The organism is Rhizobium sp. TRM95796, from assembly GCF_025779995.1.
GTDB lineage: Bacteria > Pseudomonadota > Alphaproteobacteria > Rhizobiales > Rhizobiaceae > Rhizobium_E.
On record NZ_JAOXHE010000002.1, the window covers coordinates 198635 to 210235 of the forward strand.

The 11601-nt window shown below is 62.7% G+C and carries 11 protein-coding genes and 1 tRNA gene; 6 read left to right on the forward strand and 6 right to left on the reverse strand.

The genetic code is table 11. The annotated features are described in order from the left end of the window. The first annotated feature begins 246 nt into the window (after positions 1-246). The 5 genes from OCK01_RS07045 to OCK01_RS07065 all read left to right on the forward strand — a co-directional run bounded on the left by OCK01_RS07045 (position 247) and on the right by OCK01_RS07065 (position 5985). Positions 247-786: a polysaccharide biosynthesis/export family protein gene (locus OCK01_RS07045; RefSeq protein WP_246697517.1), complete on the forward strand. Its 540-nt coding sequence runs from the start codon at positions 247-249 to the stop codon at positions 784-786. A gap of 11 nt (positions 787-797) precedes the next feature. After that, on the forward strand, positions 798-1952 hold the full coding sequence (locus OCK01_RS07050) for a glycosyltransferase family 4 protein (protein ID WP_263823496.1): 1155 nt from the start codon (positions 798-800) through the stop codon (positions 1950-1952). Positions 1953-2051: 99 nt separating this feature from the next. After that, positions 2052-3593: an undecaprenyl-phosphate glucose phosphotransferase gene (locus OCK01_RS07055; RefSeq protein WP_263823497.1), complete on the forward strand. Its 1542-nt coding sequence runs from the start codon at positions 2052-2054 to the stop codon at positions 3591-3593. Next, positions 3590-4840, forward strand: a complete 1251-nt coding sequence (locus tag OCK01_RS07060) for an O-antigen ligase family protein (RefSeq protein ID WP_263823498.1) — start codon at positions 3590-3592, stop codon at positions 4838-4840. The genes OCK01_RS07055 and OCK01_RS07060 overlap by 4 nt, the downstream gene beginning before the upstream one ends. Beyond that, positions 4840-5985 (forward strand): glycosyltransferase family 4 protein, encoded by a 1146-nt coding sequence (locus OCK01_RS07065; protein ID WP_263823499.1) that lies wholly within the window; start codon positions 4840-4842, stop codon positions 5983-5985. Before OCK01_RS07060 ends, OCK01_RS07065 begins: the two co-directional genes overlap by 1 nt. Before the next feature lie 226 nt (positions 5986-6211). Here the strand turns inward: OCK01_RS07065 and OCK01_RS07070 are convergent. Further along, a tRNA-Pro gene (locus tag OCK01_RS07070) sits at positions 6212-6285 on the reverse strand. Positions 6286-6615: 330 nt separating this feature from the next. Here OCK01_RS07070 and OCK01_RS07075 point away from each other — a divergent pair. Beyond that, positions 6616-8193, forward strand: coding sequence for a sensor histidine kinase (locus OCK01_RS07075; RefSeq protein WP_263823500.1), 1578 nt, complete (start codon positions 6616-6618; stop codon positions 8191-8193). Here OCK01_RS07075 and OCK01_RS07080 read toward each other — a convergent pair. The 5 genes from OCK01_RS07080 to plsX all read right to left on the reverse strand — a co-directional run bounded on the left by OCK01_RS07080 (position 8187) and on the right by plsX (position 11590). After that, entirely contained in the window at positions 8187-8378 is a 192-nt protein-coding gene (locus OCK01_RS07080) for a hypothetical protein (RefSeq protein WP_182826624.1), read from the reverse strand. The two genes, OCK01_RS07075 and OCK01_RS07080, sit on opposite strands and share 7 nt — an antisense overlap. A gap of 65 nt (positions 8379-8443) precedes the next feature. After that, positions 8444-9028, reverse strand: coding sequence for a MerR family transcriptional regulator (locus OCK01_RS07085; RefSeq protein ID WP_263823501.1), 585 nt, complete (start codon positions 9026-9028; stop codon positions 8444-8446). Positions 9029-9089: 61 nt separating this feature from the next. Further along, entirely contained in the window at positions 9090-9443 is a 354-nt protein-coding gene (locus OCK01_RS07090; protein ID WP_182826625.1) for an integration host factor subunit alpha, read from the reverse strand. A 108-nt stretch (positions 9444-9551) separates the two neighbouring features. Continuing rightward, entirely contained in the window at positions 9552-10523 is a 972-nt protein-coding gene (locus tag OCK01_RS07095) for a beta-ketoacyl-ACP synthase III (protein ID WP_263823502.1), read from the reverse strand. Positions 10524-10525: 2 nt separating this feature from the next. Continuing rightward, the gene (gene plsX / locus OCK01_RS07100; protein WP_263823503.1) at positions 10526-11590 is read right to left on the reverse strand and encodes a phosphate acyltransferase PlsX; all 1065 of its coding nucleotides are present in this window, start codon (positions 11588-11590) and stop codon (positions 10526-10528) included. Between the last annotated feature and the right edge of the window lie 11 nt (positions 11591-11601).

An 11601-nucleotide genomic window follows, 5' to 3' on the forward strand; every position in this document is an offset into this window, starting at 1 on the left:
CGAAATCTAAACAAACGCGGTAAGCAAAGCCTTAACGGCGCGACCCCGGATGCGCGACTTCAAAAAAACGTGAGAACAACCAGCAGCTTTACCATTCATTAACCCTACCAGAGAGATAACGAAGCTCACGGTGAGGAAGACCATGGTCTCCCGCCTCGCGCATTCAACCCGCCGGCCCAGCCGGCGTCACATCGGAGCCCGTCGACCATGCCTGCCGTCCTTTCCTGGCGCAGACTGCCGATCGCCATGCTGCTGGCCGCCGCCGCTTTCGCGACGTCGTGCACGTCCTACAGACCGGCGCCGAAATCCTTCAACGAGGCGACGATCCAACCCTATCGCATCGATAGCGGCGACCGGTTGCGCATCACCGTGTTCGACCAGCGCGACCTGACCAACACCTATTCGGTGGACCAGGCCGGCTATATCTCCTTCCCGCTGGTCGGCTCGGTGCCGGCGCGCGGACGGACGCTTCAGGAACTCGAGGGCCAGCTGGCCGCCAAGCTCCGTCAGGGCTTCCTGCGCAATCCCGACGTGTCCATCGAGGTCGATCGCTACAGATCGATCTTCGTCATGGGCGAAGTGGGGCAGCCGGGCCAGTTTTCCTATGTCCCGGGCATGACCGTGCAGAACGCCATCGCAGTCGCCGGCGGCTTCTCGCCGCGCGCCAACCAGAGCAATGCCGACATCACCCGCAAGATCAACGGCGAAGTCCATACCGGCCGCGTGTCCATCTCGGACCCGGTGATGGCTGGAGATACGATTTACGTCCGCGAACGTCTGTTCTAGGCTCGCGGCCGATGGAGGACCGACCGCTCAGGATCTTGCACTGCTTCCGCTCGCCCATCGGCGGGATCTTCCGGCATGTGCGCGACCTCGCCAAGGAACAGGCCGCCGCCGGCTGCGAAGTCGGCGTCATCTGCGACAGCTCGACGGGCGGCGAGCACGAGGAGAAGCTGTTTCAATCCATCATGCCCTATCTCGCGCTCGGGCTGACCCGAATGCCGATCGACCGTTCGGTCTCGCCGCGCGACATTCCGGCATTCTGGAGGAGTTACAAACAGATCAGGAGCTTGCGGCCGGACATATTGCATGGGCACGGCGCCAAGGGCGGCGCGATGGCCAGGCTTGCCGGCACAGCCTTGCGGGTGAACAGGTATCGCGTATCCCGCCTTTATTCGCCGCATGGCGGCAGCATGCATTTCGACCCGACGCGCCTGTCCGGCTGGCTGGTGTTTCGCCTGGAGCGAATTCAGGAATGGGCCACCGACGCGATCGTATTCGTCTGCGAATTCGAACGCGACGCCTATGCTTCCAAAGTCGGGGCGCCGACCGTCAGGAGCGAAGTCGTCTACAACGGCGTCGGCGAGAGTGATTTCGAGCCGAGCCTGCCCAATCCCGACGCCGCCGATTTCCTCTATGTCGGCATGCTCCGCGATCTCAAAGGTCCCGATGTGTTCATCGACGCTTTCGCGCGCGCCGAACGCATTCTGCGCCGACCGCTCAGCGCCATGATGATCGGCGATGGACCGCAGCGCGACGACTACCTGACCATGATGACGGTGCGTGGTCTCGGCCAGCGCATCAGGATGGCTCCGGCGATGAACATCCGAGAGGCGTTCAAACTCGGCAAGACCGTGGTCGTGCCGTCACGCGCCGAGGCGATGCCCTATATCGTTCTCGAAACGCTCGCGGCCCGCAAGCCGCTGATCGCCAGCGACGTCGGCGGAATCGCCGAAGTCCTGGGCCGGGGAAGCAAGGCGATGGCGGCCCCGGGGAACGCGCAGGCCCTGGCCGAAATCATGGCCGAGAGCATATCCGATCCGGAATGGGCCAAGCGCAACATGCCGCAGCCCGAACATTTTCACGAGGTGTTCTCCTCGCAAACCATGGCGGCTCGAATTACCAACCTCTACAAGGAGTTGGCGGATTTCGCTCGTGTCGAGAGTCGTTAACCACGTCCCGATGCGACACGTTCGGCCCCCGTTGCGTAAGCGTTTCTTAGTGGCTTGTCCCTATGCTCGGACGAACCCGAAGCATGACCGAGACACGCCATGACCCAACCCGACAAGCAATCGGAAATCGATATCGACGCCTTGAGACGACAGGTCTCGGAAGGCTCGATCGACGCCGCGGCCGCCGGTGACGCCCGGGCGGAACTCAACGATTTCGCAAAACGCGTGGCCGCTCAATATCGCGACGACAAATACTCGCCGTCGATCATGCGCGGCATGTTTCGGCTGCTGGACTTTCTGATGCTGGCGCTCGCCGGCGGCATCGCCAATTTCGGTCTCCGGGACGGAGGCGCGGCGCTGGCGCAATCGGGCATGACATTTCTGGCCGCAGGCTTCGCCGTCCTGTCGATGCAAGCCCTCGACGCTTACGTCATTCAAAATCTCCGTACGCCGGGCCGGATGGCGTGGCGCAACGCCGCCGGCTGGCTGATCGGTTTCACCGCGACGCTCGGCATCGATGAACTCGTGCTGGGCGATCTCGGCCCGGGCGCGATCGTGCTCTGGTTCGGACTCGGCCTCGCCTATCTCGCCGTCGCGCGCATCTCGCTCGCCATGCTGCTGCGCCACTGGTTGCGCAACGGCATTCTCGAGCGCCGCGCCGTCGTCGTCTGCGGCGGCAAACCGGCCCAGGATCTGATCCGCTCGCTGGAAAGCCAGGCCGACAACGACATCCGCATTCTCGGCATTTTCGACGACCGTCTCGACCATCGCTCGCCCGAACTGATCGCCGGCTATCCCAAGCTCGGCACGGTGGCGGAGCTGGTGGAATTCACCCGGCTCGCTCGCGTGGACATGCTGATCATCTCGCTGCCGCTCACCGCCGAGCAGCGCATTCTGCAATTGCTGCGCAAGCTCTGGATCCTGCCGGTCGACATCCGCATCGCCGCCCATTCCAGCAAGCTGCGGTTCCGTCCGCGCGCCTATTCGCATATCGGCCGCATGGCGATGCTCGACGTGTTCGACAAGCCGATCCGCGATTGGGACTCGGTCGCCAAGCGCGCCTTCGACCTGACCTTCGCCACATTGGCCATCGCATGTCTCTGGCCGGTGATGATCGGCGCAGCGATCGCGGTGAAGGCGACCTCGAAAGGACCGGTGTTCTTCAAGCAGAAGCGCCATGGCTTCAACAACGAGGTCATCGACGTCTTCAAGTTTCGCTCGATGTACACCGACCTGGGCGACCAGACCGCGACCAAAGCCGTGACCAAGGGCGACCCGCGCGTGACCCCGGTTGGCCGCTTCCTGCGCAAATCCTCGATCGACGAGTTGCCGCAGCTGTTCAACGTGCTCAAGGGCGATCTGTCGCTTGTCGGTCCGCGTCCGCATGCAGTCGCCGCCCGCACCCATGACCGCATCTACAACCAGATCGTCGAAGGCTATTTCGGTCGTCATCGCGTCAAGCCCGGCGTCACCGGCTGGGCGCAGATCAACGGCTGGCGCGGCGAGATCGACAGCGACGAAAAGATCAAGTTCCGCACCGCCTACGATCTCTACTATATCGAGAACTGGTCGCTGCTGCTCGATCTGAAGATCCTGTTCCTCACGCCCTTCCGGCTGCTCAACACGGAAAACGCCTATTGACCGCCCTCGCCGCCCATCCCGACGCATTTCGCCCCGGCCGCGCCACTGCGCGGCTGATCGGCTCGGGCTTGGTCGCGGTGGGCGTCTTCCTCTCCGGCTTCGTCATCAACGAGCCTGCGCCGTATGAAGTGTTCATGGCGGGTCTCATCGGCCTCTGGTTCATCCTCGGGCTGAAGATCTCGCGCACCACCGGCGTGCTGTTGATCTTCATGCTGCTCTATATGGTCGGCGGCATGCTGTCGCTGACGCAGATGTCCAAGGGCGTTTTGGACGGCGCGATCTATCTCGCCGTGACTTTCTTCCTCGCGCTGAGCTCGGTGTTCTTCTGCGCCATCATCGAGGATGACCATCGCCGGTTGACGCTGATCTTCGACGCCTGGACGGCGGCGGCGGTGATCACCGCGCTGCTCGGCATACTCGGCTATTTCAACGCCTTTCCCGGCTCGCATGTGTTCACGCTGTATGACCGCGCCAAAGGCGCGTTTCAGGATCCGAACGTGTTCGGACCCTACCTGGTCTGCCCGGCGCTCTACCTGATCCACGGCATCCTGACCGGCAAGCTCAAACATCTGCCCCTGCGGGGCGGCTGTCTGGCGATCCTCACCTTCGGCGTGTTCCTGTCTTTCTCCCGCGCCGCCTGGGCCATGTTCATGTTCTCGGCCATGATGATGGTGGCGATCATGTTCATCAAGGAACGCTCCGGCGCCTTCAGGTTGAAGGTGCTGATCATCGTGCTGGCCGGCGCAGCCCTCGGCGTGGTCGCCATCATCGTGGCGCTGCAGATCCCGCAGATTTCGGACCTGCTGACCCAGCGCACCAAGCTGGTGCAGGATTACGACGGCGAACGGCTCGGACGCTTCGCCCGCCACCAGCTCGGTTTCCTCTCGGCCATGAGCCAGCCGCTCGGCATCGGCCCGATGGTGTTCTCCACCATCTATCCGGAAGACGAGCATAACATCTGGCTGAAATCGCTGACCACCTATGGCTGGCTCGGACTGCTGACCTATCTCGGACTCGTCTGGTCGTCGATCTGGTTCGGTTTCAAATACATGTTCCGCAACAGACCGTGGCAGCCCTTCCTGGTTGCCGCCTGGATCGTGCTCTGCGCCCACGAACTGATCGGCAACGTCATCGACACCGATCATTGGCGACATCACTTCATGCTGTTCGGCATCGTCTGGGGCTGCGCAGCGCTCGAGCATCGGCATCAGAAACAATTGGCGCGCGGCGCCGTCGGGCGGGCGTGATGTCGAGCCAACAGTCTCTGCGTATACTCCAGGTGCTGGAACCCAGCGGCGGCGGCTCGGGCCGCCACTTCAACGATCTCTGCGGCGCATTGTCGAGGCGCGGCCATGAAGTGACGGCGATCTATTCGCCCATGCGCGCGGAGGAACGCTTCGTCGACGAGCTGACGAGTCTCGGCCTCGCCGGCGTCCATGCGGTCCCGATGACGCGCAGCCCCTCGCCTTCCGATGTCGGCGCATGGATCAAGATCCGCAACATCTTTGCCGCGCATGGCCCGTTCGACATCATTCACGGCCATTCGTCCAAAGCGGGCGCTCTCACCCGCCTCCGAGCGCCGGGGGCCCATGCGCCGCGGGTCTATACCCCCCACGCTTTCCGCACGATGGACCCGACCCTCGGCGCCAGGGGACGGCAGATCTTCGGCGGCATCGAGAGCCTGTTCGGACGCTATTTCACCGATGCGCTGATCTGCGTCTCGGAAGACGAATTGGTCCACGCCTATCACGATCTCGGCATTCCCCGGGACATCCTGCGCCTGGTCGTGAATGGGGCCGATGCGCCGCCGAGCGGTCGGCGCGCGGAAATCCGGGCGCGCTGCGGCCTGCGTGACGATGCCCTCGTCATAGGCTTCGTCGGGCGGCTCTGCGAGCAGAAGGCCCCGGAACGGCTGATCCGCGCCTTTGGACGGGTCGCCAAAGTCGTTGCTGACGCGCATCTGCTGATGATCGGCTCCGGCCCGCTGGAGGACATGGTCAGGACGGAGATCGCCCGGAGCGGCGCGGCCGACCGGATCCGACTCGTCTCGGACATTGCAGGGCCGGAAGCGATGCAGGCTTTCGACCTCATGGCGATGCCGAGCCGCTATGAGGCGATGTCCTATGTGATGCTCGAAGCCGAAGCCGCCGGTCTGCCGATGGTCCTTACCCGTGTCGGCGGTTCGAGCACGGTCGTCGACGACGGCGACAACGGGCTCCTTGTCGCCAATGAAGACGATCCCTCCGCATTGGCGGCCACTCTCGAGGCCGCCCTGGCGCCAGACAGGCTGGACCGCCTGCGGCGCGCCGCAGCAGACAGGCGCGGACGTCATTCCCTCGCTCACATGGCCACGGAGACGGAAGCCGTCTATCAGAGCCTTGTGCGGCGCTGAGCGCGCGGCCCTGCCCATACGCTCCTATCGAGGCGTCGGGCGTAGGAGCCGTCGCGATGACTTCACCACATTTTCCGGATCATGGTCATGGGGCGGAAAAGTCGGCGAACGCGTTTCCACGATCCATCACGCTTCTGGATAAAAATACGCAAGGACAAGCGATCGAAGAGCGGCGGCTACTATCCGTGAAAGCCATCGGAGACGCCGGTCATCCGAGAAGAAAACGTCGGAGTGGCGGGATTCGAACCCACGACCCCTTGACCCCCAGTCAAGTGCGCTACCAGGCTGCGCTACACTCCGTACGACGTTTTCGAACTGCCAGAGAGACAGTTCCAGACCTTTCGCAACACATTTTCCCGGCTTTGCCGGGACCGCGCTTGCGGCGCCGCGTTGCGTTCAGACCTCGCCCTAAGGCTTGGGTTCGTTAGACTTTCCCCGCGGCAGAAGCAAGCATAAAATGTTCGCTACGCGCGCTTTTCCGTCGACACGCTCCCTCCTGCGGCAGTTTTCCACGACGCGGTCCGCACAGGCGAGAGACAGCGGCAGGCGCGTTGCAAACTGACAAAACATCTTTAAGGTGCCGCCGAACGGTTTGACGCCAATGGCAGGGCGTGCGGGGACGGACACGCGATGACGGACGGTTCAAAATGGCGGACGCTGCCTGCATCGCTCGCGGCGCTGCGGTGGAGCAGTTTGCTGTTGCCAATTCTGATCGGCGCCCTCTGGGCTGTGTTCAGCTATCAGGCGATCGAACGTCAAGCGATCGCCAACGCCCGGTCCAAGGCCGATCTCATCCATCAATTCGTGGACCGGCTGGCGCTCACGCACACGTTGGTTCACCAGGCGGCCCGGCAGCGCGCCCATGGCGAGAACCCCAACTTCCTGCATTCGGAAGCATTCCATCTCTTTCTCCAAGGCATGGAAAAGTCGCAGAAGAGCAGCTTGGGTCTGTTGATCGTCGGCTTTGACGGCGTGGTCATGGCCTCCAGCCGTTCCTATCCCGTGAAGGCCAAGCTCGGACAGCGCGACTATATCGACGCGATCCGGCGGGGCGAGCGGATTTTCGTGGACCGTATCATGCTCAAGCCGGGAAAGAGCGATGCGATGGTGTTCGCGCAGCCCTTTTCGGTCGACGGGTTTTCGGGCGTGATCGTCTCGGCCGTCGCCGTCGATGCGCTTCGCAGCTACCTTCAGACGATTGTGGAAAACAACGGCAACGCCGCCTCGCTGATGCGTCTGGACGGAAAACTGCTGGTCCGCAACTTTGTCAGCCCGCCCTCGATGCTGCCCGCCGACTCCGGCGCCATGGTGGCGCTGAGGGAGGGCGCAGAGGTCATCCGCACCGTCGCGAAGATAGACAATATCGAACGTATTTACGCCATGTCGATGCTCTCCGATCTGTCTCTCATGGTCAATTACGGCGTCACGACGCGCCATATTTTCATGGAATGGGCTACGCAGATCGCCCCGATTCTGGGAATGCTGCTGGCCTCGGGCGCGATCGGGTTTGTTCTGGTCGGCAAGGTCAGGAGCGATCTTGCCGCCCAGAGCTCCCGCCGCGAAGCGGAGGAATCGCAAAGGCGGCGCCAGGATGCGGAAAAACTCGCTGCCGAGCGCCAACGGTTGATGCAGGAACTCAATCATCGGGTAAAGAACAACCTGGCGCTGGTGGAAGCGATGATCGGAATGCAGATGCGACGTGAAAGCGCCATCAACGGCGCGGAACTCCGCGCGCGTGTTCATGCAATCTCGGAGGTTCACGACCTCCTCTATCGCGCCGGCGGAGATTCCCAGGTCAACCTCGTCTGTCTGATCGACCAGATCAGTCATAGCCCGGCAATCATCCCGCTGGAGAACGACATCGTCCTGAAATTCGAGCACGACGGCCCCATTCTGCTCAGGGCCGACCAGGCGACGCCGCTGGCGCTCATCGTCACCGAGCTTCTCACCAATGCAGTGAAACACGCCTTCAGCAGTGATTCGGATCGCAAGATCGACATCGAACTTCGAAGAGCTGGGCCGGAAATCACACTGTCGGTGCGAGACAACGGCGTCGGCTTGCCGGAGCACACCGAACGGAGTTCGGGGCTGGCGATGGTGCGGGCCTTCTCGCAACAGATCGGCGGCGCAATCGACATTCTGCGCGAACCAGGAAGAGGCGCGCATTTCATCATTCGCTTCTCGAGCGACCGACCGTCGCCTCAGTAATAGATCGGCGATACCGGCGTTTCGTCATCTTTTTCCGGAGCCGAAAGGCGGTCCAGAAACCTCAGCCAGAGGGTTCGGTCGCCGGCGCGACGCGCCGTCGCCTGGGGCAAGGCGTAGACCGGTCCAGTGGACGGCCACGAGTCGCGTTCGCGAAGCGGCGAGCGGATGGAAGCGCTGAGTTGCATGGATACCTCCTTGGCTACGCAGCATCAACGCCGCGGTCGAAGCGAGGTTCCTTTTCGTTAACGAATTAGCGCACCTGATCGAGCAGACGCTTGCATTCGAGCAGGTCGAACAGCGCCTCCTGAAGCAGCGCCCGGTCTTCCTTGCCCATCGCACCGCCGCCGCCGAACGCCGGCTCGTCGTCGCCGCCGCCGATCAGTCCGAAAAAGCGCCTGTTGGCGGGCGGCTTGGGGCGGCCGACCAACTGGTCGTCGTCAGAAAGGATGCCCTTGGGCAACGCATGGGAAACAACTGATGGCGAAATGGACATCGGCGGCGGAGGCGGCGCGTCATCCGGCTCGTCCCGGCTCTGTGCGGCGAGCGCCTCCATCGTGGCGAGATCGCCGGACGCGGCCGCCGCGACGAACTTGTTGCCATTCGTCTTCAGGAGTTTCTGCACGCCCTTGATCGTATAGCCGTGATCGTAGAGCAGATGGCGGATTCCCTTCAGCAGCTCGACGTCGTCGGGGCGATAATAGCGGCGGCCCCCGCCGCGCTTGAGCGGCTTGATCTGCGGAAAGCGCGTTTCCCAAAAACGCAGCACATGCTGCGGCAGGTCTAGGTCTTCGGCGACTTCGCTAATGGTGCGAAACGCGTCCGGACTTTTTTCCATGTTTCAAAACACTCCGCTGTCGCCGACGGCCTCTCGCTTCTTTAGGCGCGATAGGCCTGCGTCAGGCCTTCTGTTCGGCCGCCTTGGCCTCGGCGGGCTTAGCCTTGGCCTTGCGCGCCAGATGGCTCTTGAGAATGCGGTTCTTCAGCACGTTGGAGGCCTTGAAGGTCATCACGCGACGCGGCGAGATCGGCACTTCCTCACCCGTCTTAGGATTGCGGCCGATGCGCTCGTTCTTGCTGCGCACCTGAAAGGTGGCGAAGGAGGAAAGCTTCACGCTCTCGCCGCGCACGATGGCGTTGCAGATCTCGTCGATCACCGTCTCGACCAGTTGCGCGGACTCCGTCCTCGACAACCCGACCTTGCGAAAGACCGATTCCGCCAGATCCGCTCTCGTCACAGTCTTGCCGCTCATGGTCCCCCGCTTGATCTATCAACTAAGTGAAAATCATAGCGGAGACTATTGTTGTTGTCGGGCGGGGTCAAGCGCCCGACCGGGCATCAAAGCGGGATTTTCCTTGCTTTACCAGCGCAGTAGCACCGAGCCCCAGGTAAATCCGCCGCCCATGGCTTCCAGAAGCACGAGATCGCCCTTCTTGATGCGGCCGTCGCCTGCCGCTGCGGCAAGCGCGAGCGGAATCGACGCCGCCGAGGTGTTGCCGTGCTGGTCGACGGTCACGACCACTTTTTCCATGGGAATCCCGAGTTTTTTCGCCGAGCCTTCGATGATGCGGACATTGGCCTGATGCGGCACCAGCCAGTCGATCGATTCAAGGGGCAGTTGCACGGCTTTGAACGCATCGACGATCACGTCGGTGATCATGCCCACCGCATGCTTGAAGACTTCGCGGCCCTCCATGCGCAGATGACCGACGGTGCCCGTCGAGGACGGGCCGCCGTCGACATAGAGCTTGTCCTTGTGGGAACCGTCCGAGCGCAGATGCGCCGTCAGCACGCCGCGGTCGTTGCTCGCGCCCTCGCCTTCGCCGGCTTCCAGCACCAGCGCGCCGGCGCCGTCGCCGAATAGCACGCAGGTGGTCCGGTCGTTCCAATCGAGGATGCGAGAAAAGGTTTCGGCGCCGATCACCAGCACGCGCCTCGCCAGGCCGCCGCGGATATAGGCGTCAGCGGTGGTGACGGCATAGACGAAGCCGGTGCAGACCGCCTGCATGTCGAAGGCGGCGCCGTGCTTCATGCCGAGGCGGCTCTGAATGTTGACCGCGGTAGCGGGGAAGGTATTGTCGGGCGTCGAGGTCGCCACGATGATCAGGTCTATGTCGTCGGGCGTCAGTCCGGCATTGTCGAGCGCCGCCCGCGCCGCGGCTTCCCCGAGCGATGCGGAGGTCTCGCCCTCGCCGGCGATGTAGCGCTGTCGGATGCCGGTTCGCTGCACGATCCATTCGTCGGTGGTGTCCACCATGGATTCCATTTCGCGATTGGTGACGACGCGTTTCGGCAGAGCGGAGCCGAACCCGCGCACGATCGATCGGATCATTTTTACAGCATCCCGTTGGCGTTTTCGTCCTGAGGGTCCGAGGGCGGGACCCGTAAGGTATGGTATTTCCTCAAGTCTGCGTCGATTTTCTGCAGCAGACCGTTGCGGACCATGTCATATCCGACCTTGATGGCAGCCGCATAGCCCTCGCCATCGGTTCCGCCATGACTTTTTATGACAATGCCGTTCAATCCGAGAAACACGCCGCCATTGACTTTTCGCGGGTCCATCTTCTCGCGCAGCACGTCGAAGGCGCTCTTGGCGAGGAGATAGCCGATCTTGGCCATCAGGCTGCGCTTGATGGCCGCTTTCAGAAAATCGGAAATCTGCCGCGCCGTGCCCTCGGCGGCCTTGAGCGCGATATTGCCGGTGAAGCCTTCCGTCACCACGACGTCGACGGTGCCGCGACCGATGTCGTCGCCTTCGACGAAGCCATGATAGTCGATCGTATCGAGATTGGCCTCGCGCAGCAGGCGTCCGGCTTCCTTGACTTCTTCCTGGCCCTTGATTTCCTCCACGCCGACATTGAGAAGGCCGACGGTGGGCCTGCGCACTTCGAACAGCGCGCGCGCCATGGCGCCGCCCATCAGCGAGAAATCGAGCAGTTGCTGGCTGTCGGCCCCGATCGTCGCGCCGATATCGAGCACGATGCTCTCGCCGCGCGTCGTGGGCCAGATGCCGGCAATGGCCGGACGCTCGACATTCGCCATGGTGCGCAGGCAGAATTTCGACATCGCCATCAGCGCGCCGGTATTGCCCGCCGACACCGCGACATCGGCTTCGCCGAGCTTCACCGCCTCGATCGCCCGCCACATCGACGACGCGTACCGGCCGCGACGCAGGGCCTGGCTCGGCTTTTCGTCCATGCGGATCGCCACATCGCAATGGTGGAAGACGGAGCGATCCCTGAGCTTCGGGTATTTCGCCATGATCGGCTGGCAGACATCCTCTTGACCATAGATGATGAACTGGATGTCCGGCTGCCGCAGAAGAGCGATGGATGCGCCTTCGAGGCAGACTTCAGGGCCGAAATCGCCCCCCATGGCGTCGATGGAAATTCTGATCACGTCGTTTCTGA

What these genes read in the sequence shown, in the direction of transcription:
- OCK01_RS07075 (WP_263823500.1), top strand. Translation starts at nt 6,616, where the DNA reads ATGACGGACGGTTCAAAATGGCGGACGCTGCCTGCATCGCTCGCGGCG.
- OCK01_RS07080 (WP_182826624.1), bottom strand. Translation starts at nt 8,378, where the DNA reads ATGCAACTCAGCGCTTCCATCCGCTCGCCGCTTCGCGAACGCGACTCG.
- OCK01_RS07050 (WP_263823496.1), top strand. Translation starts at nt 798, where the DNA reads ATGGAGGACCGACCGCTCAGGATCTTGCACTGCTTCCGCTCGCCCATC.
- OCK01_RS07065 (WP_263823499.1), top strand. Translation starts at nt 4,840, where the DNA reads ATGTCGAGCCAACAGTCTCTGCGTATACTCCAGGTGCTGGAACCCAGC.
- OCK01_RS07095 (WP_263823502.1), bottom strand. Translation starts at nt 10,523, where the DNA reads ATGATCCGATCGATCGTGCGCGGGTTCGGCTCCGCTCTGCCGAAACGC.
- OCK01_RS07055 (WP_263823497.1), top strand. Translation starts at nt 2,052, where the DNA reads ATGACCCAACCCGACAAGCAATCGGAAATCGATATCGACGCCTTGAGA.
- OCK01_RS07045 (WP_246697517.1), top strand. Translation starts at nt 247, where the DNA reads ATGCTGCTGGCCGCCGCCGCTTTCGCGACGTCGTGCACGTCCTACAGA.
- OCK01_RS07085 (WP_263823501.1), bottom strand. Translation starts at nt 9,028, where the DNA reads ATGGAAAAAAGTCCGGACGCGTTTCGCACCATTAGCGAAGTCGCCGAA.
- OCK01_RS07090 (WP_182826625.1), bottom strand. Translation starts at nt 9,443, where the DNA reads ATGAGCGGCAAGACTGTGACGAGAGCGGATCTGGCGGAATCGGTCTTT.